Source organism: Sphingomonas sp. BK036, from assembly GCF_004216825.1.
Classification (GTDB): domain Bacteria; phylum Pseudomonadota; class Alphaproteobacteria; order Sphingomonadales; family Sphingomonadaceae; genus Sphingomonas.
Genome location: NZ_SGXR01000003.1, coordinates 1,386,011 through 1,408,209, shown reverse-complemented (window position 1 = coordinate 1,408,209; position 22,199 = coordinate 1,386,011). Strand labels below are relative to the sequence as shown.

Genomic DNA, 22,199 nt, shown 5'->3' with positions numbered 1-22,199 from the left:
TGAAGCGGCGCGCGCTTTCATGCGAAAGCGCCGATACGGGCATTGGCACGGGCATCAAGCGGGCGAGAGCGGGCGCAACCACGTCATGGCGAATATCGTCCAATTCGAAAATGTCGGGCTTCGCTACGGCACGGGACCGGACGCTGGGCCGGAGACGCTGTCGGACGTCAGCTTCACGTTGCGCAGCGGCGCGTTCTATTTCCTCACCGGCGCCAGTGGTGCCGGCAAGACCTCGTTGCTCAAGCTCCTGTACCTGGCGCAACGCCCGACCCGCGGCGTCATCCGGCTGTTCGGCGAGGATGCGGTGGTGTTGTCGCGCGATCGCCTGCCCGGTTTTCGGCGGCGGATCGGCGTGGTGTTCCAGGATTTCCGGCTCGTCCCGCATCTGTCGACCGGGGACAATATCGCGCTGCCGTTGCGCGTGGCGGGGATGCCCGAGGCGGATATCGAGCAGCCGGTGCGCGAGATGCTCGCCTGGGTCGGGCTCGGCGATCGCGCGGATGCGCGCCCGGCGACGCTGTCGGGTGGCGAGCAGCAGCGCGTCGCGATCGCGCGCGCGGTGATCGCGCGGCCCGAGATCCTGGTCGCGGACGAGCCGACCGGCAATGTCGATCCCGACATGGCCGAGCGGCTGCTGCATCTGTTCGAATCGCTCAACAAGCTCGGCACGACCGTCGTGGTCGCGACTCACGACTTCCACCTGCTCGGGCGGATCCCGGGCGCACAGATGATGCGGCTCGATCGCGGGCGGCTGCTCGATCCGACGGGCTCGCTGCGCTACCCACCGACGCGGCCCGATTCATGAGCGGCGCCACCAGGGCACGGTCCTCGGCCGAGCGGCGCGTGCTCGACGAAGCGGGCGGGCTGCGCGCGATGACGTGGGTGATGGCGATCATGCTGTTCCTGACGATGCTCGCCGCGGCGCTGGGGCTGGCGACCGCGGGCGCGGCGCGGCTACTCGATCGGCAACTGGCAGGGCGGTTGACGGTGCAGGTCGTCGAGGGCGATCCGGTGCGCCGGGACGGTGCCGCCGCGCGGGTGCTCGCGGCGTTGCGGGCGATGCCTGGGGTGGCACGCGCCGTGCCCGTCGACCGCGCGGACCTCACGCGGTTGCTGCAACCCTGGCTTGGTGCGGACGGCGCTGACCCGCAATTGCCGGTGCCGGCGATGATCGACGTCGACCTCGGCGATTCGGGTGATGCGGCCGCCGTGCGCGTCGCCGCCGCGTTGCGCCGGTTCGGGCCGGTGATCCGCGTCGACCGCCACGAAAGCTGGATGTCGCCGGTCAACGACGTGATGCGCACGCTCACCTTCCTCGCGCTCGCGCTGGTGATGCTGATGGCGAGCGCGACCGCCGCGGTCGTCGTCCTCGCCGCGCGCGCGGGGCTCGAGACGCACCGCGCGACGATCGGGGTGATGCACATGCTCGGGTCGACCGATCTCCAGGTCGCGCGGCTGTTCCAGCGGCGGATCGCGCTCGACGCGACGATCGGCGGCGTCGGCGGCGGGCTCGCCGCGTTGCTGGTGGTCGCGTTCATCGGCGTCCGGTTGCACGGCCTCGGCTCCGAACTGCTCGGCGGGGTGACGCTGGGCGGGACCGACTGGATCGCGCTCGCGCTGCTGCCGGTCGCCTTTGTCGTGCTGGCGACGCTCGCCGCGCGCGTCACGATCGTCCGCGCGCTGAGGCATATCCTGTGATCGTCCGGCTGCTTGGCATCATGGGGCTTGCCTGGGCGTTCGGTTTTGCCGTCTTCATGCTGATGCTGCCCGAGCCGTTGAACGGCTTCACCTCCGACGCGATCGTCGTGCCGACCGGCGGGCCGGGGCGGATCGACCGTGGCCTGGCGCTGTTGCGCGATCACCAGGCGAAGCGGATGCTGGTCACCGGCGTCGCGCCTGGCGTGCGACCGATCGACCTTGCGCTTGAATATCGCACGTCGCCGGCGGTGTTCGATTGCTGTGTCGACCTTGGTCGCGAGGCGGTCGATACGCGGTCGAATGCCGAGGAGACCGCGCGATGGGTGCGCGTCCACAAATATCGGTCGGTGCGGCTGGTGACGTCGGACTGGCACCTCGCGCGGGCGCGGATGGAGCTGGCGGCGGCGCTCGACACGTCGGTCGTGATCCTTGGCGACGGGGTGCCCGGCACGCCGCGGCTGGGGACGCTGGTCAACGAATATAACAAGTTGATCCTTCGCCGGATCGCGTTGTGGATAGGATTTGGCGGATGATTTGGCTGCGCAACTGGGCGTTCATGCTCGTTTTCTACTCAGGGTCGGTGCCGATCGTGGTGAGCGTGCCGATCTCGGCGCTGTTCGGGTCGCGCGCGGTGATCGTCCATTCGACGATTTGGACGCGGTTTCACCGCTGGTGCGCGCGGGTGATCCTCGGCGTGCATGTCCGGATCGAGGGGACCAGGCCCACCGAGCCGGCATTCTATGCGTGCAAGCATCAGGCGATGTTCGAGACGCTCGAGTTGCAGCGGATGCTCGACGGCCCGGCGATCGTGCTGAAGCGCGAGCTGGCCGATATTCCGGCCTGGGGCTGGGCCGCGCGGCGCTATGGCGCGATCGTCGTCGACCGCGAGGCGTCGGCCAAGGCGATGCGCAGCATGATGCGCGAGGCGACCGCGGCCAAGGCGACGGGGCGGTCGATCCTGATCTTCCCCGAAGGCACGCGGGTATTGCCGGGGGAGCATCCGCCGCTCAAGCCAGGCTTCGCCGGGCTGTACCGCGCGCTGAAGATGCCGACGGTGCCGATCGCGTGCGACAGCGGGCTGGTGTGGCCCAGAAAGGGGCTGAAGCGGCCGGGGGTGATCACCTTCCGCTTCGGCGAGGTCGTGCCGCCGGGCCTGCCGCGCGAGGAGGCCGAGGAGCGTGTCCATGCGGCGATGAACGCGCTGGATTAACATACCACCACCCCGGCGAAGGCCGGGGCCCAAATGGGGGACGTGGCGAACGGGCGTTGCGCGTCGTCACGTTGGCCTACCCAATTGGGCCCCGGCCTTCGCCGGGGTGGTACATCTCACTCGTGCGTGCGGCCGAAATCCTGGACGTCGTCGTCTTGGCCTTGTTCGACGATGCTGCGGCGGATCGCGCGGGTCCGCGTGAACAGGTCGAACAGCGCATCGCCGTCGCCCCAGCGGATCGCACGCTGGAGCTGGCTTAGATCCTCCGAGAAGCGCTGGAGCATCTCGAGCACCGCCTCGCGGTTGTTGAGGAAGATGTCGCGCCACATCGTCGGGTCCGACGCGGCGATGCGCGTGAAATCGCGAAAGCCGCCGGCGGAATATTTGATGACCTCGGACTGGGTCACCTCCTCGAGATCGCCCGCGGTGCCGACGATCGTGTAGGCGATCAGATGCGGCAGATGGCTGGTCACCGCGAGGACGCGGTCGTGATGCTCGGGCGCCATCGTCTCGACCTCAGCGCCGAGCCGGCGCCAGAATTCGGCGACGCGCTCGACCGCGACCGCATCCGCGCCGTCGGGCGGCGTGACGATGCACCAGCGGTGGCGGAACAGCGTCGCAAAGCCGGCTTCGGGACCGCTGCGCTCGGTGCCGGCGACCGGATGCGCCGGGATCACGATCGCATTCGGCAGCGCGTCGGTCAGCGCGCGGACGATCTCGGCCTTGCAGCTGCCGACGTCGCTGACGATCGCATCCGCGGGGAGCTCGGCCGCGAACTCGCGCGCGACGTCGCCCATGATGCCGACCGGCACGCATAGGATCACGAGGTCGGCGTCGATCACCGCGGCCCCCGCCGAATCCGCGACGTCGTCGCAGAATTGCAGCCGGTCCGCCGCTTCGCGCACGCCCGCATCGGCGTCGTAGCCGGTGACGCGGACCGTGGGCATCGTCGCCTGCACCGCGCGCGCCACCGACGAGCCGATCAGCCCGAGCCCGATGATCGTGACGCGCGCGAAGGGCAGCATCAGCCCCGCTCGACCAGATCGCGCAGCGCCGCGGTGACGCCGCGCGTCTCCTCTTCGGTGCCGATCGTGATGCGCAGCGCGTTGGGCAGCCCCTGGCCGGGCAGCCAGCGGACGATGTAGCCCGCCTCCATCAGCCCGTGATAGGCGGCGTCGGCGGTCAGCTTGCCCTCGAACAGTACCAGCACGAAGTTCGCCTTCGACGGTACGCAGCGAAGCCCCGCATTGCCCATCTGGCCGATCTGCTCGACGAACCAGCCGCGCCACGTGTCGTTGTGCGCGCGGGTCGCGTCGACGAAGCCGGTGTCGGCGAGCGCGGCGACCGCGGCGGCCTGGCCGGCGGTGGTCACGTTGAACGGCGCGCGGATGCGGTGCATCGCGTCGATGATCGGCGCGCAGGCATAGCCCCAGCCAATCCGCTCGGCGGCCAGCCCGTGAATCTTCGAGAAGGTCCGCGTGACGATCACGTTCGCCTCGGTCATCGCCAGCGCGAGCCCCGCATCGTCCTCTTCGGGCGACAGATATTCGGCATAGGCCTGGTCGAGCACGAGCAGCACCGACTTGGGCAGCCCCGCATGCAGCCGCGCGATTTCCGCGCGCGGCGTGAACGTGCCGGTCGGGTTGTTGGGGTTGGCGACGAACACGACGCGCGTACGCTCGGTGACCGCGGCGAGGATCGCATCGACGTCGGTGGCATAGTCGCGGTCGTCGACGATGACGGGCTCGGCGCCGACGCGGCGCGTCGCGATCTCGTAGACCGCGAAACCGTAGCGGACATGGATGATCTCGTCGCCCGGGCCGGCATAGGCGCCCGCGACCAGATGCAGGATTTCGTCCGAGCCGGTGCCGTAGATGACGCGTGCCGGATCGAGGTCGTACTGCGCGGCCAACGCTTCGCGCAATTCGACCGCGCCCGCATCGGGATAGCGTTCGAGCGTCCGGTCGGCGGCATCGAACGCGGCCTTTGCGGCGGGGCTGGTGCCGAGCGGATTTTCGTTCGACGACAGCTTGATCACCTTGCGGCCATCGTCGGTCGTCGAGCGACCGGGCGTGTACGGCGCGATCCCCAGGATCCAGGGCTTGGGCGAGGGGGCGGGCGTGATGTTTGTCATGGCCGCGGGGCATAGCGGGCGCGGTGCCGCGGTGGCAAATGCTTGTGTGTCCCGGTGGCGAAAGGTCGGCGTCGAGCTTCCCTTCTTCTCTCCCGTCATCCTGACGAAAGTCAGGACCCAGAGCCACGAATGTCGGCGCCTGTAACCCTGGGTCCTGACTTCCGTCAGGATGACGGGGGGGGGGGACGATCCTCCCCCTGGCGGGGGAGGATTAGGCGGTGGACGGCGCGCTGGTGTGACGGCGGCTGCTTATGGTAGCGCGCGGCATGCTCGATCCTGCGACCATCGACCCCGTGACCGACCGCCGCTTCGGCCTCGCGCGACGAGTCACCTTGCCGGGGCCGCTCAGGCTCGATGGCGGCGTGCTGCTGTCGCCGGTCGATATCGCGTACGAGACCTATGGCACGCTGAACGCCGACGCCTCGAACGCGATCCTGATCTGCCACGCGCTGACCGGGGACCAGCACGTCGCGTCGAACCACCCGCGCACCGGCAAGCCGGGCTGGTGGACGCGGATGGTGGGGGAGGGCAAGCCGATCGACCCGGCGCGCCACTTCGTCGTTTGCGCCAACGTGCTCGGCAGCTGCATGGGCTCGTCCGGCCCCGCGACGATCAACCCGGCGACCGGGCGGCCCTGGGCAATGGCGTTTCCGGTCATCACGATCCGCGACATGGTCCGCGCGCAGGCGATGTTGCTCGATCATCTCGGCGTCGGCGTGCTCCACGCGGTCGTCGGCGGATCGATGGGCGGTATGCAGGCTTTGAGCTGGCCCGCCACCTTCCCCGAGCGCGTCAAGGCGTGCGTCGTGATCGCTTCGACCGCGCGCCACACCGCGCAGAACATCGCCTTCCACGAGGTCGGGCGGCAGGCGGTGATGGCCGATCCCGATTGGCGCGGCGGTGACTATCACGACGATTCGGCGCCCACCGCGGGGCTCGCGGTCGCGCGGATGGCGGCGCACATCACCTATCTGTCCGAAGCCGGGCTGACCGAGAAATTCGGCCGCCGCCTCCAGGCGCGCGACGCCAAGTCGTTCGGGTTCGACGCCGACTTCCAAGTCGAGAGCTATCTGCGCCACCAGGGGCTCGCCTTCACCGACCGGTTCGATGCGAACTCGTACCTCTACATCACGCGCGCGATGGATTATTTCGATCTCGCCGAGGAGCATGGCGGGCTGCTCGCCAACGCCTTCCGCGCGACCAAATCGCGGTTCTGCCTCGTCAGCTTCGACACCGACTGGCTGTATCCGACGGCGGAGTCGCGCGCGATCGTCCAGGCCCTGAACGCCGCCGGCGCGCCGGTCAGCTTCGTCGAGCTGTCGAGCCCGTACGGCCACGATGCATTCCTGCTCGAGGCACCCGATCTCAACCGGGTCGTCGACGGATTCCTGAGGGCGGGGCGATGACGATCATGCTTTCGGACGATGCGAGCAAGTTGCAGGTCGAGCGCATCCATAGCTGGCTGGCGAGCAGCTACTGGTCGCCGGGGATCGAGCGTGCGCTCGTCGAACGGGCGATCGCGGGATCGCACTGTCTCGGTGCGTATCAGGACGATACGCAGGTCGGATTCGCGCGGATGATTACCGATCATGCGACGTTTGCGTGGCTGGCGGATGTCTGGGTCGAGGAGTCGGTGCGCGGGCAGGGGCTGGGGCGGCGGATGGTCGGCTGGTTCCTCGATCATCCGTCATTTGCCGGGCTGCGGCGGATCGGGCTCGTCACCGCCGACGCGCACGGCGTCTATGCGGGGCTCGGCTTCCACCCGTTGGTCCGCGCGGACCGCTATATGGAGCGCCTCGCCCCCGGGCTTGCCGAACAGTTACGGACCGCACCATGACGTTACGCACCGACCTCGCCGTCATCGCCGAGAACGTCGCGCAAGGTAGCCGCGTGCTCGACATCGGCTGTGGCGACGGCGCGCTGATGGCGGCGCTGCGCGACACGCGCGGCGTCGATGCGCGCGGGCTGGAGATCGATGCGCGCAACGTGGCCTCCGCGGTCGCGCGCGGGCTGTCGGTGATCCAGGGCGATGCAGACATCGATCTGGCAGGCTATCCCGATGCGAGCTTCGACTATGCGATCCTCAGCCAGACGCTGCAGACCGCGCGCGCGCCCGATCTGGTGCTCGATCACCTGTTGCGGATCGGCCGGCGCGCGTTCGTCAGCTTCCCCAATTTCGCGCACTGGCGCGTGCGGCTGTCGCTGCTGTGGGGGGGGCGGATGCCGGTGACTCGGCAATTGCCTGAAAGCTGGTACGACACGCCCAATATCCACCACGTCACGATCGACGACTTCCGCAGCTTCGTAAAGACGCGCGGGATCACCGTCGAGGACGCGTGGTTCCTGTCGGGCGAGAAGCGCACCGGCGCGGGCGCGGCCAATCTGCTCGCCGAACACGCCGTCTTCCTGCTGCGGCGGTGACGACGGTGCCGCTGCAGATGTAACGCAATCTCGATCAACGCTGATCGAAACTTAGATTTACGCGGAACTCCTCGGGCAGCGACTGGTTACTTGGCCGATGACCAACACCGCCCTCATTGTCGAAGACGAGATTTTCGTTGCCCTCGACCTAGAGAGGATCCTGATCGACGCCGGTTACGACGTCGCGGGGATTGCGGCCGATCGCGAGAGCGCGATCGCGGCGGCGCCAGGGTGCAGCTTCGCGTTCGTCGACATCAACCTGCGCGATGGACCGACCGGGCCGGAAATCGCCAAGCGGATGGCCGATGATTACGGTGTGAAGGTCGTCTTCGTCACTGCCAATCCGTCTCAGATCGGCAACGTCGAATGCCTCGGCTATATCCGCAAGCCGTTCAGCGATGCGGCGATCCTTGCGGCGGCTGCGCTCGCTTGTGAAGACCATCCCGTCGTCCATGACGACGTCATTCGCCTCGTCTAGCGGCTGAAGGCAGCTCGCGGGACGGCGAGCACCATGGTCAGCCCTGACTCGTCCCATTTACGTTCGATCGTGCCGCCGAGTTGCCGCACCGCGCTCATTTCGATCAGCTGCGTACCGAAACCTGCCGGCGTCGTCGGTTTCCCCACGCGTGGTCCACCTTCTTCGCACCATGTCAGCGTGACCGTATCCTCGCCTGCTGCGGCCGTGATCCGCACGGTGCCGAGCTCGGTCGAAAGCCCGCCATATTTTGTCGCGTTCGTCGCCAGCTCGTGAAACAGTAGCGCGAGCGGCGTGGCCGAGCGATCATCGATCGTGACGTCATCGCCCGCCACTATCACGCGCATGGCATCCACCCGCTGATAGGGTTCGAACAGCTCGTGCAACAGCCCGTGCAGGCTATTCTGCGCCGCGACGGGACGCGAGTTCGCGCTGTGTGGCCTGACGAAGTCGTGCGCGCGGCCGAGCGCGGTGATGCGGTGACGCAGGTCGGTCGCGATCCCCGCGAATTCGGGCTTCCCGCGCGCGGCGAATGCGATCAGCCCGGCGATCACCGCAAAGATGTTCTTGATCCGGTGACTCAGCTCCTGGCTGATGACCTCGCGCTCTTCATAGGCGAGCTTCTGTTCGTGGATGTCGGTGCAGGTGCCAAACCAGCGCAAGATCGCACCACTCTCGTCGCGGACCGGGAGCGCGCGGCCGAGCACCCAGCGATAGGTGCCGTCGCAATGCCGCAGCCGGTATTCGATGTTGTACGGTTCGCCGGTGTCGAGCGACTGGCGCCAGACAGCCCAGGCGCGGTCCTGGTCTTCGGGATGGAACATGTCGTTCCAGCCCTCGCCATCGGTCGTACCCACGGGGGTGCCGGTAAACTCGTACCAGCGCGCATTGAAATAGTCGTGGAAGCCGTCGGGCAGCGTCGACCACACCATCTGCGGCATGGTGTCGGCCAGCGTGCGGAACTTCAGGTCGCTTGCTTCGAGTGTGCGTCGCGCCTCGGCCTCGGCAACGGATTGCTCGCGCGCGGTGCGGCGATCGTCGAGCCGCCCCATCGCCGCCTTGGCGAGCAGGGTCAGCCCCTCGCGCTGGAACCGTGTCAGCCCCTCGCGCGCGTCGGGTGCCAGCACGCACAGCGCCCCGAGCGGAACGCCTTCGCTCGAAACGAGAGGCGCACCGGCATAGAAGCGGACATACGGCGCGCCGGTCACCAGCGCGTTGTCTGTAAAACGCGGGTCGGTGCGCGCGTCGGGCACCTCCATCACGTCGTGATGGTGCATTGCGTGCGCACAGAACGACATGCTGCGCGGCGTCTGCTCGAGATCGGTGCCGCTGCGCGAGAGGAACCGCTGATATTCCTCCTCGACGAGACTCAGCAACGCGACCGGTGCGCCGCACAATTCGGCCGCGAACGACACGATGTCGTCAAGCTGGCCTTTTGCACGCGCACCGGCGACATCGTAGGCCGAGATCACGCGGGAGCGCTCGGCCTCGTCGAACAAAGCGGTCGTCGGAACGGAATACGGCGTCGTCACGGACCTTAGAACGGCACGTCGTCGTCGAGATCGTCCGAGAAGCCGCCGGTCTGGCCGAAGCTGCCGCCGCGTGCGCCGCCACCGCCGCCCGAGGGCGCGCTGCTGCCACGGCCACCACCACCACCGCCGCCGCCGTAACCGCCGCCGCTGCCCGACGAACCACCGCCGAAGTCGTTGCCGCCACCACCGCCGGCCCAGTCGTCGCCGCCGCCGCGGCTACCCCCGCCGCCACCGCCGCCCTGGCCGCCATTCGGGCCATCGAGCATCGTCAGCACGCTGTTGAAGCCCTGCAGCACGATTTCGGTCGAATACTTGTCCTGGCCCTGCGCGTCCTGCCATTTGCGGGTCTGGAGCGCGCCTTCGATATAGACCTTCGAGCCCTTGCGCAGATATTTTTCCGCGACGTTGGCGAGGCCTTCGTTGAAGATCGCGACCGAATGCCATTCGGTCTTTTCCTTGCGCTCGCCCGACATCTTGTCCTTCCAGGACTCGGATGTCGCGATGCGCAGGTTGACGACCTTGCCGCCGTTCTGGAACGCCTTGCTCTCCGGGTCGCGACCCAGATTGCCGACGATGATGACCTTGTTGACGCTGCCTGCCATGATGCCCCTCAGAGGCCGGCGAACACCGCCAGCCAGTATGTAATGCCAGCCATGATGTAGGCGGCGGCGAACAAATAGCCAACCATGAACGCCGGCCATTTCCACCCGTTTGTCTCGCGACGCGTGACGGCGATCGTCGAAATGCACTGCGGCGCGAACACGAACCACATCAGGAAGGCGAGCGCGGTGGGCAGGCTCCAGCGACCGCGGAGGTTCTCGATCATCGCCTTTCCGCCCTGGTTGCTGTCGGGATCGTCGATCGCATAGACGGTACCGATCGCCGCCACCGCGACTTCGCGCGCGGCCATCGCCGGGATCAGCGCCAGCACGATGTCGCGGTTGAAGCCGATCGGCGCGAACACGGGGGCGATGCCGTTGGCGATGCGCCCGGCGATCGAATAGTCGACCGCGGAGATCTTCGGTGCGCCCGCGGGCTGTTCGGGGGGCTTGGGGAAGCTCAGCAGCACCCACAGGATGATCGTCGAGGTCAGGATGATCCCGCCCGCGCGCTTCAGGAAGATCTGCGCGCGGCTCCACAGCCCGATGCCGACGTCGCGCCACTGCGGCCACTGATATTTGGGCATCTCCATCATGAAGCCCGACGACACGCCCTTGGTCACCGTCCGGCGCAGCACCAGCGCGGCGACGAACGCGCCGACGATCCCCATCACGTAGAGCCCGAGCATCACCAGGCCCTGCAACCCGACGAACGGCAGCACCTGCGTGTTGGGAATGAACGCGCCGATGATCAGCGTGTAGACGGGCAGCCGCGCGGAGCACGTCATCAGCGGCGCGATCAGGATCGTCGTTAGCCGGTCCTTCTCGTCGTCGATCGTCCGCGTCGCCATGATACCGGGGATCGCGCAGGCAAAGCTCGACAGCAGCGGGATGAACGCGCGGCCCGACAGCCCGACGCTGGCCATCACGCGGTCCATCAGGAACGCCGCGCGGACCATGTAGCCGCTCGCCTCGAGGACGAGGATGAAGAGGAACAGGATCAGGATCTGCGGCAGGAACACGATCACCGCGCCGACCCCCGCGATCACGCCGTCGACCAGCAGCGAGCGGAGCAGCGACGGGGCGAGTTCGGCCGTCAGGAACGCCTGCAGCGCGGTGAAGCCCGCGTCGATCGCGTCCATGAACGGCTGTGCCCAGCTGAACACCGCCTGGAACATCAGGAACATGATCGCGAGCAGCAGGATCGGCCCGGCCACCGGGTGCAGCGCGACCGCGTCGAGCATGTGCGTCCAGCGGCGGACGGTCGTTTCTGATACGGTCGCGGCGGTTGCGATCTGGCGCGCGCGGCGCTGGAGCGTGACGATGTCGTCCTGGACGCTTCCATCGGACTTGCGCAGCCGCATCGGGCCGTTGATGACGATGCTGGAGAGCGCGGCCTTGAGTTCGTCGAGACCCCGCTTGCGCACCGCGACGGTCGGGATCACGCGCACGCCGAGTTCGCGTTCGAGCACCTTGGGATCGAGCTTCAACCCGTCGCGCTCGGCGAGATCGACCATGTTGAGCGCGACCACGACGGGCAGGCCGAGCGCGATCAGCTGGAGCGTGAAGCGCAGATGATTGTCGAGATTGGCGGCGTCGACGACGACCACCAGCGCATCGGGCAGGCGCTCGCCATCCTGCGTGCCCGTGACGACGTCGCGCGTGACGCGCTCGTCGGGGGAGGAGGGCTCGAGGCTGTACGCGCCGGGCAGGTCGACCAGTTCGACCGGCCGCCCGTCGTCGAGCATCAGCCGTCCGACCTTGCGCTCGACCGTGACGCCCGGATAATTGCCGACCTTCTGCCGCGCGCCCGTCAGCGCGTTGAACAGCGCGCTCTTGCCGGCATTGGGATTGCCGACCAGCGCGACCAGCGGTGCTGCGTTCATTCTAAAGGATTATTCGGCCGCGGCAGGCATCGGAGAGACCTGGATCGCGCCCGCGACGGCACGGCGGAGCGCGACGGTCATGCGGCCGATCCGGCAGGCGATCGGACCCTGGCCCAGCGTCGCGCGGTGCAGTACCTCGACATCGACACCCTCGTCGAAGCCCAGTTCGCGCAGGCGGCGTGCCTCGGGCCCCGCGAGTCGCGCCCATTCGATGGCGGCGACAATCGCATGCTGCTTGCGCGGCAGGGTTTCGAGGCTGACGGATCGATCGGGGCGGGTGTCCATGATGCGACTGATTATCAGTAACGCTCGGGGAAGGGAAGCCCTAACCACCGCTGGTTACCATCGCCTCGCCGTCCCGACATCCTGACGAAAGCCAAGACCCAGAGCCACTTAGCGCACCCTTCGTGGCTCTGGGTCCTGGGTCGAGCCCAGGAAGACGGGGTTCGGTACCGCGCTCAAGCCGTCGGATAGCGCAGCCGACCGACGAATCGCGATAGGCTGAAACCATGCTCGGTTCGCTTGAGGAAACCGGCCTTGGCCTTTTCGAACTGCATGATGCCGGTGATGCGCCGTCCGAGGAACGCGCGCGTCTCGGCGAGGCCTTCGCTCTCGTCGTCGAGGAAGATCGTGATCGTCGAGGCGTACACGCCGAGCAGGATCGTCCGCTTGGTATAGTAATTATAATCGGTCGCGAGGTCTCCGGCCGCGCGCCAGATCGTATCGACCGTCCGCCAGCCGAACCGCGTCGCCTTGGCCAGGTTCTGCGGGAGCGCGAGGATCGCCAGCGCGCGCCGCAGCGATTCGCGGTCCGCCGACGTCGCATCGAGCCGCGCCTCGACCAGCACGGTGATCTTTTCGCGGATCTTCATCGTTGCGAGGCGTTCGGGGGGCAGCGCGGCGAGCATGACGCTGTCGATATGCGCGAACCATGCGTCGATCATGTCGACCGGCCCGTCCTTGAACGCGAGCGCGGCAACATCGGTGTCGATCCCCTGGGCCTGCGCAGCCATGTCGCGCGCGGCATCGCTCCAGCCGTCGAACGCCGCGTTGGCGGCGATGCCGGGCGCGAGCAGGGCGCGGATTTCGTCGAGCGTAAGGTCCTGGGTCATACCGTCTCCTGCCGTCCAAAATCAGGCGTATCAAGCGCGTCTTCAAGAGGGGGGCCTCGCCGGACGAGCACCAGCGCCGTCGCGACCATCACCACCCCGACCAGATCCGCGGTGCCGAGGCGCTCGCCATAGACGAGCCAGCCGACAATCCCCGCCACCACGGGCTGGATCAGCAGCGCGATGCCGATCACCAGCGGCGTGAAGCGACCGAGCGCGTAGATCATCAGGCCTTGCCCCAGCACCTGGCTGCACAGCGCGAGCCCGATCAGCGGGGTCCAGTGCGTCGGCAGCACGCGCTCGCCCATCGCCAGCGCGAACACGAGCAGCGGCGCGATGCCTGCCAGCGTCGACAGCGTCAGCGCCGAGACCGGGGCGAGCGTCGCGCGGACGCGCGCCATCAGGATGAAGTAGATGGTGTAGAGCACGCCCGCGAGCAGGCAGAACAGATCGCCGGCAAGGTTCTTCGCGTCGAGCTGATATGAGCGGCCGAGCAGCAACGCGCCGCCCGCCGCCGCCAAGGCCAAAGCGAACGCCTGGGTCCGCGTCGGCCAGCTGCGCGCGATGAGGAAGCCGTAGATCGGGAAGATCAGCGTCGCGACGTTGCCGAACAGCGTCGCATTGGCGAGCGTGGTGCGCAGGATCCCGAGATGCCACGTGCCGAGATCGGCGGCGAAACACACCCCGCCCGCGAGCAGCCCGGCCCACAGCTTCCACCCGAGCCGAATCGGCCGCGCGCCCTGCTGGACTGCGAGCACGACGAGAAACGGCACCGCCAGCGTCAGCCGCCAGAACCCCGCGGCGACCGGCCCGACCTCGGTCGCGCGGACGAACCACGGCCCGAACGCCAGCGCGACGTTGGCCACCACCAGCGCCGCGAACGCGATCAGGCCGGGTGCGGCGATGGCCGGCGCGGCAGGCAAACCATGTGGCGTATCGGACGGCGTATCGGGCACGTTAGATAATCTTTGCGGGTCAGGGCGATGCATGCCGCGCTGTAGCCTCCTATCTTTGCCCCGTCAGGCCAATAAGGAGCTTCCATGCCTAGCCTTTTCGATCCGATTACCCTTGGTGCCGTCGACGCGCCGAACCGCATCCTCATGGCGCCGCTCACGCGTGGCCGTGCCGACCGCGACGCGGTCCCGAGCGACATGATGGTCGAGTATTACACGCAGCGTGCGAGCGCGGGCCTGATCATCTCGGAAGCTACCGGCATCAGCCGCGAAGGTCTCGGCTGGCCGTTCGCGCCGGGTCTGTGGACCGACGCGCAGGTCGCCGCCTGGAAGCCGGTCACCGACTCGGTTCATGCGGCGGGTGGCCGCATCATCGCGCAGCTGTGGCACATGGGTCGTCAGGGCCATTCGTCGGTGTACGAAACGCAGCCGGTCTCGTCCTCGGCGACCAAGACCGAAGGCCAGGCGCACACCTTCGAAGGCAAAAAGGATTTCGAGGTCGCGCGTCCGCTCGAGCTGAACGAGATCCCGCGCCTGCTGAACGATTATGAGCTGGCAACCAAGAACGCGCTCGCCGCGGGCTTTGACGGCGTCCAGATTCACGCCGCAAACGGCTATCTGATCGACCAGTTCCTGCGCGACAATGCGAACAGCCGCACCGACGAATATGGTGGCTCGATCGAGAACCGCATCCGCCTGCTCCGCGAAGTCGCCGAGCGCGTCATCTCGGTCGCCGGCGCCGATCGCACCAGCGTCCGCCTGTCGCCAAACGGCGATTCGCAGGGTGTCGACGACAGCAACCCCGAGCCGCTGTTCACCGCCGCCGCCAAGGCGCTGTCCGATCTCGGAATCGCGTTCCTCGAACTGCGCGAGCCCGGCCCCGATGGCACATTCGGCAAGACCGACGTGCCAAAGCTCAGCCCGGCGATCCGCAAGGTGTTCACCGGCGTGCTCGTCGTGAACTCGGATTACGACACGCTCGAGAAGGCGCAGGCCGAACTCGACACCGGCATCGCCGACGCGATCAGCTTTGGTCGCCCGTTCATCGCCAACCCCGACCTGCCCGAGCGGCTGCGCGACGGTGCGCCGCTGGCGAAGGACGATGCCAAGACGTGGTACAGCCAAGGTCCCGAGGGCTATATCGACTATCCGGCGCTCGAGATTGCGAACGCCTAACTCGTCGGGTCTTGCTGCCCTTCTTGCGTTGAACTCCCGCCCAAGACTGTCACCCCAGCGAAAGCTGGGGTATCCCTCGTGGCTCGCGACAGTCGCCCCACGGGGAGATCCCAGCGTTCGCTGGGATGACGGATGGGCGATGGGGAGCACCCGGGGTGGACGGCGCAGCCCCTAGTCACCGGTCACGCCATCGCCTACCAGCGCGCTTCCGCGCCGCTGAGGGCGCACCCGTGACGACAGGATGACGCATGACCGACGGTTGGCCGAGCGGGGGCAGGGGAACGGGGCCGCTGATGCCCGGCACCGCCGACCGTGCTGCGCGGCGTGCCGAGGAGCGCGCGAAGGACCGGGAGCAGCGCGCGAAGGAGCGGCTCGCCGCCTCCGAACAGCGATCCGAATCCCGCGCCGCGCAGCGCGATTTCCAGTCGCAGGAACGCGAGCGCGTGCGCGAGACGCGGCGGATCGAGGAGGGACAGCGTATCCAGGCGCGGCTCGATGCACCGCCGACCAACGACGTCGAGGCGCTGAAGATTTCCAAGCGCCGCCGCTCCGGCGCGCTCGCCCGCAGCGGTGAGGAGACGAAGAAGGAGCGCGATACCCGCAGCTACAAGACCATCGTCGACACCGCGCGGATCCGTACGCTTGCCGATCGAGGCGCGTCGGTGTCGGGGCTGGCCGGCGCGTTCGGCATCACGGTCGAAGAGGTCGAAGCGGCGTTGCGGGATACGGCCCCGCAGGACTAGCCTTTGTCAGGCGGGGTGGTCGTCGCTCGCCAGCCAGGCGCGCGCTGCGTCGATATCGAGGAACGTCCGGCAGTTCGCCGCCTTCAGATAGCGTTCGGTCTGAAGCTTGGCCAGATGCGAGGCGACGACCGCCGCGATCGGCGCTGACGTCACCTTCAACGCCTTGGGCATCATCGCCTCGAGCGCATCGACCACCTTCAACGGCTGGATCGCCGCCTTGCGCAGATCGGCGAGCACGACGAACCGTCCGTGATACAGTCGCGCCGCAGTGCCGCGCGCGAGCAACTCTGCGGAGAACGCTGCGGTCGTTGCGATCGACCAGAATCCCTTGGTAACGATCGTCAGGGTCTTGCTCGGGACGTCGAAACTGATCGTGTACATTTAGCCTTTTGGCATCCGCAGCTTAACAATGTGCTATCGGCTCTTGCTAGTCGGTCCCGGGCAGGTCGACGTGGAGCCGGCGAAAGCGCGCCTCGATGAGCGAATAGGCGCCGAACAGCGCCAGGCCGATCCCGGTCAGCGCGAGCAGCCATTTGCCGCCCGGCTGCGATTGTAGCTTCTCCAGCGCGTCGGCCACACCGCCTGCGTCGCTGGCATGCGCGCTCCATGCGGCAAGGCCGAACAATCCGGCGACGATCAGGAACACGAGCGCGCGCGCGCCGTAGCCGATCCGGCCCATCGTGCAGACATAGCCGGGGGCAGGCGCGTCGCCGCGCAGGTCGTGGATGAAATCGCCGCGCCACGCCTTTTGTCCCTGCTGGAACGCCGCAACCAGCACGCCGATCGCGACCGCGCCGACCAGCAGCCGTCCGGCGGGCTGGTCGAGCAGCAACGCGGTCCAGTCGCGCGCGCTCTCGTCGCCGGGCGAAACCGCCGCGTCGCGCGAGCCGGTCTTCAGCGCGAGCTTGGCGGCGGTCCAGGCGAGGATCAGATGCGCGATCCCGCTGACGACATGGCCGATCCGCTTGAGGCTGCCCTTGACGTCGCGGCCGATCTGCTCGGGGTTCGCCGCAGCCTCGGTCAGCCGCCACACCGCATAGCCGAGCAGTCCGGCGGCGATGATCGCGAGCAGGACCGGCCCGAACGCCTCGTCCGCCATCGACCCGATCGCGCCCTGGTTGTCGGCGATCTCGCCACCCCGCAGTGCGGCGTCGACGGCGAACCAGCCGACGAGGATGTAGACCACGCCGCGCGCGGCAAAGCCGAGCTTGGCGAGCCATGTCGCATTTGCATCCGAGATCATGAGAGCCCCCTTGTTACGCATGCACAACAGTTCGTCGGGCGGGACGTTCCTGCGGAGGGGGCGGGAGGTTTCGACGCCCCCGACCCAAACACGCATGCATGATCCTCCCCCGCCAGGGGGAGGTGGCGCCGGAGGCGACGGAGGGGGCGGACACGGAACATCGGTTTCCCTTTCCTCCCCCTCCGTCAGGCTGACGCCTGCCACCTCCCCCTGGCGGGGGAGGATTGCGGGTTTTTGCGAAGGACCCGCGGGCTCAACACCTTGTGTCGCCGGCTTGGCCGTCGCACGCTACCGATGGGGGAGGGACGGGGCCCGCCGCGGGAAGCGTCAGCGTGCGGTTATTGAACGGGGTTGTCGGGCTCGGGAGTTTCGAGTCGCGCGCCGTCGAGCGTAGCCTCGATCCGCGCGTGCTCGGCTGCGTCCCTCGTTCTTTCCGCCGCCGTCCGGCCAAACAGCTGCCGGTTCTGGTCCGCGCGCGCGGAAGCGTCGGCCCGCGCCCGCTGCTTGCGCGCGCGCCGCAGGTTGATCACCTCACCCACGCACGTACCTCATGCGAGGAAGCGGTCCTTCAACGCCAGCATCGCCAGTGCCGCGTTCGCCGCGCCGCCGCCCTTGTCGCCTTCGGTCGGCTTGGCACGCGTGAGCGCCTGCGCCTCGTTTTCGGTGGTCAGGATGCCGTTGCCGATCGGGAGGCCGTCCATCGTCAGCTGCATGATGCCGCGTGCGCTCTCGCCCGCGACGATCTCGAAATGATAGGTCTCGCCGCGGATCACGACGCCGAGCGCGACGTACGCGTCGAACGTCTCGCTCTCGGCTGCCAGCGCGATCGCACCGGGGACTTCGAGCGCGCCGGGCACGGTGATCGTCTCGTGCGTGTGGCCGGCGGCTTCGATCGCCGCCTTCGCGCCTTCGACCAGGAGGTCGTTGAGGTGATCGTAGAACCGGGCTTCGACGATGAGGAGATGGGCCATCAGTTTGAACTCTCTTCGGTATCCAGGGACGCGATCCGCCGCTCGCCGACGATCGAGAGGCCATAGCCGTCGAGCCCGACCAGCGTGTGATGCGTGTTGGTGATCAGCACCATGTCGTGCACGCCGAGCTCGGTCAGGATCATTGCGCCGACGCCATAGTCGCGCAGTTCTTCCATGTCGGGCGTGATCTCCGCGCCGGCCTTTTTCAGGACCGCCGAGGTGAAGGTGTTGCTGCGCGGGCGGTTGATGACGACGATGACGCCTGCGCCTTCGTCCGCGATCATCTGCATCGAGCGCGCCAGGATACGGCCGCGATCGCCCGATTCGCCGAAGATGTCCGCGAACGGCGACAGCGCATGCATACGGACGAGCGTCGGCGTGGCAGGGTCGATCTTGCCCTTGACCAGCGCGACCTGCTCGGTGCCGGTGGCCTTGTTCCAGAAGGTCAGCGCGGTCCAGTCGCCGCCCCATTCGGAGGTGAACTTTGCCTCGGCGCGCTTCTCGACGAGGTGGTCGTAACGGCGGCGATACGCGATCAGGTCGCGGATCGTGCCGATCTTGACGTTGTGGAACTGTGCGAAGGTGACGAGGTCGTCCATCCGCGCCATCGTGCCGTCCTCGTTCATGATCTCGCAGATCACGCCCGACGGGTTGAGCCCGGCAAGCCGCGCGACGTCGACCGCCGCCTCGGTATGGCCGGCGCGGATCAGCACGCCGCCGTCGCGCGCGACCAGCGGGAAGACGTGGCCGGGGGTGACGATGTCCGGCTTGCCCTTGGTCGCATCGATTGCCACCGCGATCGTGCGCGCGCGATCCGCCGCGGAAATGCCGGTGGTGACGCCCTCGAGCGCCTCAATCGAGACGGTGAACGCGGTTTCGTGACGGGTGCCGTTGTTGCGGCTCATCAGCTCGAGCCCGAGTTCCTCGGTGCGGTCCTTGGTGAGCGCAAGACAGATCAGGCCGCGACCGTATTTGGCCATGAAGTTGATCTTCTCGGGCGTCGCCATCTGCGCGGGGATGACGAGATCGCCCTCGTTCTCGCGGTCCTCGTCATCGACCAGGATGAACATCCGGCCGTTGCGCGCCTCGTCGATGATCTCTTCGGGGCTGGAGAGATAACCGTGCTTCAGACGGGCAAGCTCAGCGGGCAGAGGCACGGTAATGCTCCATTCTTTGGAGGTAGCGGGCGAGGATGTCGATCTCGATGTTGACCGACTGTTCCACGTGGATCGTTCCAAGCGTCGTGACCGCCCAGGTATGCGGGATGATGTTGAGGCCGAATTCGACCTCTCCCTCTACGTCGCGAACGGTGTTGACGGTGAGCGAGACGCCGTCGATCGTGACCGAGCCCTTGGGGGCGATGAACGGTGCGATGTCAGCGCCGGCGCGGATCGTGACGCGGTGCGAGCCACCTTCTTCGGTCACCGCGACGACGGTGCCGAGACCATCGACATGCCCTGTGACGATATGGCCGCCAAGCTCGTCGCCGAGCTTCATCGCGCGTTCCAGGTTGAACTTGCGCCCGTGCGTCCACTGATCCGTGGCGGTGCGGCTGATCGTCTCGCCCGAGACGTCGACCGCGAACCAGTTTGGTCCCTTGTCGACGACGGTGAGGCAGACGCCCGAGCACGCGATCGACGCGCCGAGATCGACGGTGGCGGTATCATAGGCGGTCGAGACGACCACGCGCGTATCGCCGGGCGATTCCACGGTGGTGACGGTGCCGATGTCAGTGACGATTCCGGTAAACATTATCCCTCGTTTCGTTCGCGCTCGTAGACCTCGAGCTGGTCGCTGCCAAGTTGCCGCGAGTCGACCTGTGTCCAGCGTTGGTGCGCCTCGGCCAGATCGGTAAGGCCTATGTCGCGCAGGGCGTGGCAGCCGCCACCGATCAGGATCGGCGCGCGATACATTAGGAGCCGGTCGACGAGATCGGCCGCCAGAAACGCCGACGCTACGGCCGCGCCACCTTCGACGAGGATGTGGTCGACGCGGGGGAGCGTGGCGATGGCGTGTGGCGCGGCGATGACGGTCCAATTCCCGATTTCGTCACCCCAGCGAAAGCTGGGGTCTCCCTGTGGGGCTCGGTCGGGGGTTCCAACCGGGATATTCCGGCTTTCGCTGGAATGGCGGGGGGAGGGGAACGGGGACGGAGTGGCAGTGAGGGTCATGGACAGCAACACGCGCAGAGGTGAGCGATCCTCCAGACCCGGTACGCGCACGTCGAGTCGCGGCGAATCCGCCTCGTAGGTGCCACGCCCGACGAGGATCGCTTCGTGCCGGCTCCGCTCGAGATGCGCGTGCGCGCGCGCCTGGGGGCCGGTGATCCAGCGACTCGACCCGTCCGCCATCGCGATACAGCCGTCGAGCGAAGTTGCGAGCTTCAGGGTGACATGGGGGCGGCCGAGCGCCTGCTGCGTCAGGAAGCCGGCCATTGAACGTCGCGCCTCGGCCGGTCGGATACCGCGCGCCACGGGAACGCCAGCCGCCTCGAGACGGGCAAATCCCTGGCCAGCCGTTCGTGAATCAGGGTCTTCAAGCGCGGCGACAATGCGCGAAACGCCCGATGCGATGAGCAGGTCACTACAGGCGGGGCCGCGTGACGATTGGTGTGCGCACGGCTCCAGCGTGACATAGGCCGTCGCGCAGCGCGCCTTCTCACCCGCCTCGGCGATCGCCATCGCCTCCGCATGCGGTCGGCCGCCTGCTTGCGTCCAGCCGCGCCCGACGATCCGACCGTCCGCCACGATCACGCACCCGACATTGGGATTGGGTGCGGTCCGCCCGCGGGACCGCTCGGCCAGCGCCAGCGCGGCACCCATCCACCGCGCATCCGAAGCGTGCGTCAGATCCCCATCGCCTTGAGCTTGTCGTCGAGCCGCTTGAACGAGGCGCGCTGCGCATCCTCGCGTGCCTTCTGCTCGGCAAGCGCCTTGGCCTTGATCGGGGCGTCGATCTTCTGCTGCGCGATGATTTGCGCATCGGTGCGATCGGCGGGCCATTGTTCGACATAGATGATCTTCGGGCGGTATTCCTGCTCGACGTAGGAATCCTTCATGAACGCGTAGATCAGGAAGGTGGTAACGCAGAGCGCAGCCGCAAGGAAGAAGAACTCGTATGGCTGGCGCTGACTCAGGAAGAGCCGCAGGTCGCGATAGGCGACGATCGGTGAGAAACGACTGAATAAGCCCATGCGCGCCAAGATAGGGGGGCAGGGCCGCCTAGGCCAGCCCTGCCCCCGCGAAGGTTTAGTTCTGCAGCACGAACGTCAGCGCCATCGATCGCCATGCCTCGACCGGAACACCGTCACGCGTCGCCGGCTTGAACCGCCACTTCGCCAGCGCGCGGTCGAGCGTCGCGCGGTAGAAGGTGTCGGTGGTCGCGCTGACCCGCTCGACCTGCTTCACGCGCCCGTCGATCCCGACCAGCACGCGCACGACGACCCTGCCCTCGCGCTCGGCACGACGTTCCTCCGACGGATAGCTTGGCTGGAAATCGGCGGCGTAGCGCGGGTCGATGCCTGGCTGGACGAACACCGGCGCGGGCTTTGGCGGGTCGACCGCGACGGTGCCGGTCCCGGTGCCCTCGACCCCGATCGGCGGCGTGACGGGAAGCGGATCGGGCGTGACGACGAAGCTGGTGTCGGTCGGCGTCGGTACCTGCGGGATCGGTGCATCGGGACGCGGCGCGGGACGCGGTTGCTGGCGGATCAGGGGATCGGCGGGCGGGACCGGCTCGGGCGGCGGCGGCGGCGTATACGGTACATAGGTGATGAGCGGCCCTTCGGGCGGCGTGAACGGCAGCAGTTTCGGCGCTGCAAAGAACAACGCCCCGATCACGGCGCCGTTGACAAGCAGCGCAATGCCAAGGCTGCCGGGATTGAATCCGCCGGCCCGGTTTGGTCGATCCGCGTACATGTCCGTCTCCCCTTCATCTCCTCGAGGTTGGCGGCGCGATAGATACCGCCGATGGGTATGGTACATCATCACATTGGTGGGGCAAGGGGGTTTGAGGAGAGGCATCCTCGACCCGATCCGTGCCCGTGACAT

27 protein-coding genes are annotated in these 22,199 nt (G+C 67.6%); 10 read left to right on the top strand and 17 right to left on the bottom strand.

What is annotated here, in order from left to right:
- Positions 1 to 85: 85 nt before the first annotated feature.
- The 4 genes from ftsE to EV283_RS06695 are packed head-to-tail and all read left to right on the top strand — an operon-like array spanning position 86 to position 2,908.
- Positions 86 to 805: a cell division ATP-binding protein FtsE gene (gene ftsE / locus EV283_RS06710; RefSeq protein ID WP_130323637.1), complete on the top strand. Its 720-nt coding sequence runs from the start codon at positions 86 to 88 to the stop codon at positions 803 to 805.
- Positions 802 to 1,698 (top strand): permease, encoded by an 897-nt coding sequence (locus EV283_RS06705; protein ID WP_130323635.1) that lies wholly within the window; start codon positions 802 to 804, stop codon positions 1,696 to 1,698. The genes ftsE and EV283_RS06705 overlap by 4 nt, the downstream gene beginning before the upstream one ends.
- Complete coding sequence (locus EV283_RS06700) at positions 1,695 to 2,231, top strand: YdcF family protein (RefSeq protein WP_056419155.1); 537 nt, start codon at positions 1,695 to 1,697, stop codon at positions 2,229 to 2,231. The genes EV283_RS06705 and EV283_RS06700 overlap by 4 nt, the downstream gene beginning before the upstream one ends.
- The gene (locus EV283_RS06695) at positions 2,228 to 2,908 is read left to right on the top strand and encodes a lysophospholipid acyltransferase family protein (RefSeq protein WP_130323633.1); all 681 of its coding nucleotides are present in this window, start codon (positions 2,228 to 2,230) and stop codon (positions 2,906 to 2,908) included. The genes EV283_RS06700 and EV283_RS06695 overlap by 4 nt, the downstream gene beginning before the upstream one ends.
- A gap of 116 nt (positions 2,909 to 3,024) precedes the next feature.
- On the opposite strand, the gene EV283_RS06690 is transcribed toward EV283_RS06695, so the two are convergent.
- Both EV283_RS06690 and hisC read right to left on the bottom strand, forming a co-directional pair.
- The gene (locus tag EV283_RS06690; protein ID WP_130323631.1) at positions 3,025 to 3,933 is read right to left on the bottom strand and encodes a prephenate/arogenate dehydrogenase family protein; all 909 of its coding nucleotides are present in this window, start codon (positions 3,931 to 3,933) and stop codon (positions 3,025 to 3,027) included.
- Positions 3,933 to 5,042, bottom strand: a complete 1,110-nt coding sequence (gene hisC, locus EV283_RS06685; RefSeq protein WP_130323629.1) for a histidinol-phosphate transaminase — start codon at positions 5,040 to 5,042, stop codon at positions 3,933 to 3,935. The genes EV283_RS06690 and hisC overlap by 1 nt, the downstream gene beginning before the upstream one ends.
- 266 nt (positions 5,043 to 5,308) lie before the next feature.
- Here hisC and EV283_RS06680 point away from each other — a divergent pair, with 266 nt between their 5' ends.
- The 4 genes from EV283_RS06680 (at position 5,309) to EV283_RS06665 (ending at position 7,941) form a co-directional block, all read left to right on the top strand.
- Positions 5,309 to 6,448, top strand: coding sequence for a homoserine O-acetyltransferase (locus tag EV283_RS06680; RefSeq protein ID WP_130323627.1), 1,140 nt, complete (start codon positions 5,309 to 5,311; stop codon positions 6,446 to 6,448).
- Positions 6,445 to 6,879, top strand: a complete 435-nt coding sequence (locus EV283_RS06675) for a GNAT family N-acetyltransferase (protein WP_130323625.1) — start codon at positions 6,445 to 6,447, stop codon at positions 6,877 to 6,879. Before EV283_RS06680 ends, EV283_RS06675 begins: the two co-directional genes overlap by 4 nt.
- Positions 6,876 to 7,463, top strand: coding sequence for a methionine biosynthesis protein MetW (gene metW / locus EV283_RS06670; protein ID WP_130323623.1), 588 nt, complete (start codon positions 6,876 to 6,878; stop codon positions 7,461 to 7,463). The genes EV283_RS06675 and metW overlap by 4 nt, the downstream gene beginning before the upstream one ends.
- 97 nt (positions 7,464 to 7,560) lie before the next feature.
- Positions 7,561 to 7,941 (top strand): response regulator, encoded by a 381-nt coding sequence (locus EV283_RS06665; protein WP_056419138.1) that lies wholly within the window; start codon positions 7,561 to 7,563, stop codon positions 7,939 to 7,941.
- Here EV283_RS06665 and EV283_RS06660 read toward each other — a convergent pair.
- The 6 genes from EV283_RS06660 to EV283_RS06635 all read right to left on the bottom strand — a co-directional run bounded on the left by EV283_RS06660 (position 7,938) and on the right by EV283_RS06635 (position 14,020).
- Positions 7,938 to 9,470, bottom strand: a complete 1,533-nt coding sequence (locus tag EV283_RS06660) for a PAS domain-containing protein (RefSeq protein ID WP_242615816.1) — start codon at positions 9,468 to 9,470, stop codon at positions 7,938 to 7,940. The genes EV283_RS06665 and EV283_RS06660 overlap by 4 nt on opposite strands.
- Positions 9,471 to 9,475: 5 nt before the next feature.
- Positions 9,476 to 10,072 (bottom strand): single-stranded DNA-binding protein, encoded by a 597-nt coding sequence (gene ssb, locus EV283_RS06655; RefSeq protein ID WP_130323621.1) that lies wholly within the window; start codon positions 10,070 to 10,072, stop codon positions 9,476 to 9,478.
- An 8-nt stretch (positions 10,073 to 10,080) separates the two neighbouring features.
- Positions 10,081 to 11,955, bottom strand: coding sequence for a ferrous iron transporter B (locus EV283_RS06650; RefSeq protein ID WP_130323619.1), 1,875 nt, complete (start codon positions 11,953 to 11,955; stop codon positions 10,081 to 10,083).
- Between the two features lie 9 nt (positions 11,956 to 11,964).
- A complete protein-coding gene (locus EV283_RS06645) occupies positions 11,965 to 12,240 on the bottom strand; it encodes a FeoA family protein (protein ID WP_055874807.1) in 276 nt (91 codons plus the stop codon).
- A 173-nt stretch (positions 12,241 to 12,413) separates the two neighbouring features.
- The gene (locus EV283_RS06640; protein WP_130323617.1) at positions 12,414 to 13,067 is read right to left on the bottom strand and encodes a COQ9 family protein; all 654 of its coding nucleotides are present in this window, start codon (positions 13,065 to 13,067) and stop codon (positions 12,414 to 12,416) included.
- On the bottom strand, positions 13,064 to 14,020 hold the full coding sequence (locus tag EV283_RS06635; RefSeq protein ID WP_242615815.1) for a DMT family transporter: 957 nt from the start codon (positions 14,018 to 14,020) through the stop codon (positions 13,064 to 13,066). The genes EV283_RS06640 and EV283_RS06635 overlap by 4 nt, the downstream gene beginning before the upstream one ends.
- An 84-nt stretch (positions 14,021 to 14,104) precedes the next feature.
- Between EV283_RS06635 and EV283_RS06630 the strand changes: the two genes are divergently transcribed.
- Both EV283_RS06630 and EV283_RS06625 read left to right on the top strand, forming a co-directional pair.
- On the top strand, positions 14,105 to 15,193 hold the full coding sequence (locus EV283_RS06630; protein ID WP_130323613.1) for an alkene reductase: 1,089 nt from the start codon (positions 14,105 to 14,107) through the stop codon (positions 15,191 to 15,193).
- 248 nt (positions 15,194 to 15,441) lie between these two features.
- On the top strand, positions 15,442 to 15,936 hold the full coding sequence (locus EV283_RS06625) for a hypothetical protein (protein ID WP_242615814.1): 495 nt from the start codon (positions 15,442 to 15,444) through the stop codon (positions 15,934 to 15,936).
- A 6-nt stretch (positions 15,937 to 15,942) separates the two neighbouring features.
- On the opposite strand, the gene EV283_RS06620 is transcribed toward EV283_RS06625, so the two are convergent.
- The 9 genes from EV283_RS06620 to EV283_RS06580 all read right to left on the bottom strand — a co-directional run bounded on the left by EV283_RS06620 (position 15,943) and on the right by EV283_RS06580 (position 22,067).
- Complete coding sequence (locus EV283_RS06620) at positions 15,943 to 16,317, bottom strand: hypothetical protein (protein ID WP_130323611.1); 375 nt, start codon at positions 16,315 to 16,317, stop codon at positions 15,943 to 15,945.
- Between the two features lie 46 nt (positions 16,318 to 16,363).
- A complete protein-coding gene (locus EV283_RS06615) occupies positions 16,364 to 17,179 on the bottom strand; it encodes a DUF1206 domain-containing protein (protein WP_165391701.1) in 816 nt (271 codons plus the stop codon).
- Between the two features lie 338 nt (positions 17,180 to 17,517).
- Positions 17,518 to 17,718: a DUF4169 family protein gene (locus EV283_RS06610; protein WP_130323607.1), complete on the bottom strand. Its 201-nt coding sequence runs from the start codon at positions 17,716 to 17,718 to the stop codon at positions 17,518 to 17,520.
- Between the two features lie 9 nt (positions 17,719 to 17,727).
- Positions 17,728 to 18,150: a 6,7-dimethyl-8-ribityllumazine synthase gene (ribH, locus tag EV283_RS06605; protein ID WP_056419110.1), complete on the bottom strand. Its 423-nt coding sequence runs from the start codon at positions 18,148 to 18,150 to the stop codon at positions 17,728 to 17,730.
- Complete coding sequence (ribB, locus tag EV283_RS06600) at positions 18,150 to 19,307, bottom strand: 3,4-dihydroxy-2-butanone-4-phosphate synthase (protein WP_130323605.1); 1,158 nt, start codon at positions 19,305 to 19,307, stop codon at positions 18,150 to 18,152. Before ribB ends, ribH begins: the two co-directional genes overlap by 1 nt.
- Complete coding sequence (locus EV283_RS06595; RefSeq protein WP_130323603.1) at positions 19,291 to 19,902, bottom strand: riboflavin synthase; 612 nt, start codon at positions 19,900 to 19,902, stop codon at positions 19,291 to 19,293. Before EV283_RS06595 ends, ribB begins: the two co-directional genes overlap by 17 nt.
- Positions 19,902 to 20,972: a bifunctional diaminohydroxyphosphoribosylaminopyrimidine deaminase/5-amino-6-(5-phosphoribosylamino)uracil reductase RibD gene (gene ribD, locus EV283_RS06590; RefSeq protein WP_130323601.1), complete on the bottom strand. Its 1,071-nt coding sequence runs from the start codon at positions 20,970 to 20,972 to the stop codon at positions 19,902 to 19,904. Before ribD ends, EV283_RS06595 begins: the two co-directional genes overlap by 1 nt.
- A 23-nt stretch (positions 20,973 to 20,995) precedes the next feature.
- On the bottom strand, positions 20,996 to 21,343 hold the full coding sequence (locus EV283_RS06585; RefSeq protein WP_056419098.1) for a hypothetical protein: 348 nt from the start codon (positions 21,341 to 21,343) through the stop codon (positions 20,996 to 20,998).
- A gap of 55 nt (positions 21,344 to 21,398) precedes the next feature.
- Positions 21,399 to 22,067, bottom strand: a complete 669-nt coding sequence (locus EV283_RS06580; RefSeq protein ID WP_130323599.1) for a TonB family protein — start codon at positions 22,065 to 22,067, stop codon at positions 21,399 to 21,401.
- Between the last annotated feature and the right edge of the window lie 132 nt (positions 22,068 to 22,199).

Coding starts and splice junctions, on each gene's coding strand:
- EV283_RS06645 (WP_055874807.1), bottom strand. CDS start 12,240: ATGGACACCCGCCCCGATCGATCCGTCAGCCTCGAAACCCTGCCGCGC.
- EV283_RS06615 (WP_165391701.1), bottom strand. CDS start 17,179: ATGATCTCGGATGCAAATGCGACATGGCTCGCCAAGCTCGGCTTTGCC.
- EV283_RS06640 (WP_130323617.1), bottom strand. CDS start 13,067: ATGACCCAGGACCTTACGCTCGACGAAATCCGCGCCCTGCTCGCGCCC.
- hisC (WP_130323629.1), bottom strand. CDS start 5,042: ATGACAAACATCACGCCCGCCCCCTCGCCCAAGCCCTGGATCCTGGGG.
- metW (WP_130323623.1), top strand. CDS start 6,876: ATGACGTTACGCACCGACCTCGCCGTCATCGCCGAGAACGTCGCGCAA.
- EV283_RS06675 (WP_130323625.1), top strand. CDS start 6,445: ATGACGATCATGCTTTCGGACGATGCGAGCAAGTTGCAGGTCGAGCGC.
- EV283_RS06650 (WP_130323619.1), bottom strand. CDS start 11,955: ATGAACGCAGCACCGCTGGTCGCGCTGGTCGGCAATCCCAATGCCGGC.
- ssb (WP_130323621.1), bottom strand. CDS start 10,072: ATGGCAGGCAGCGTCAACAAGGTCATCATCGTCGGCAATCTGGGTCGC.
- EV283_RS06705 (WP_130323635.1), top strand. CDS start 802: ATGAGCGGCGCCACCAGGGCACGGTCCTCGGCCGAGCGGCGCGTGCTC.
- EV283_RS06580 (WP_130323599.1), bottom strand. CDS start 22,067: ATGTACGCGGATCGACCAAACCGGGCCGGCGGATTCAATCCCGGCAGC.
- ribD (WP_130323601.1), bottom strand. CDS start 20,972: ATGGGTGCCGCGCTGGCGCTGGCCGAGCGGTCCCGCGGGCGGACCGCA.
- ftsE (WP_130323637.1), top strand. CDS start 86: ATGGCGAATATCGTCCAATTCGAAAATGTCGGGCTTCGCTACGGCACG.
- EV283_RS06620 (WP_130323611.1), bottom strand. CDS start 16,317: ATGTACACGATCAGTTTCGACGTCCCGAGCAAGACCCTGACGATCGTT.
- EV283_RS06625 (WP_242615814.1), top strand. CDS start 15,442: ATGACCGACGGTTGGCCGAGCGGGGGCAGGGGAACGGGGCCGCTGATG.
- EV283_RS06695 (WP_130323633.1), top strand. CDS start 2,228: ATGATTTGGCTGCGCAACTGGGCGTTCATGCTCGTTTTCTACTCAGGG.
- EV283_RS06665 (WP_056419138.1), top strand. CDS start 7,561: ATGACCAACACCGCCCTCATTGTCGAAGACGAGATTTTCGTTGCCCTC.
- ribH (WP_056419110.1), bottom strand. CDS start 18,150: ATGGCCCATCTCCTCATCGTCGAAGCCCGGTTCTACGATCACCTCAAC.
- EV283_RS06680 (WP_130323627.1), top strand. CDS start 5,309: ATGCTCGATCCTGCGACCATCGACCCCGTGACCGACCGCCGCTTCGGC.
- EV283_RS06595 (WP_130323603.1), bottom strand. CDS start 19,902: ATGTTTACCGGAATCGTCACTGACATCGGCACCGTCACCACCGTGGAA.
- EV283_RS06690 (WP_130323631.1), bottom strand. CDS start 3,933: ATGCTGCCCTTCGCGCGCGTCACGATCATCGGGCTCGGGCTGATCGGC.
- EV283_RS06585 (WP_056419098.1), bottom strand. CDS start 21,343: ATGGGCTTATTCAGTCGTTTCTCACCGATCGTCGCCTATCGCGACCTG.
- EV283_RS06630 (WP_130323613.1), top strand. CDS start 14,105: ATGCCTAGCCTTTTCGATCCGATTACCCTTGGTGCCGTCGACGCGCCG.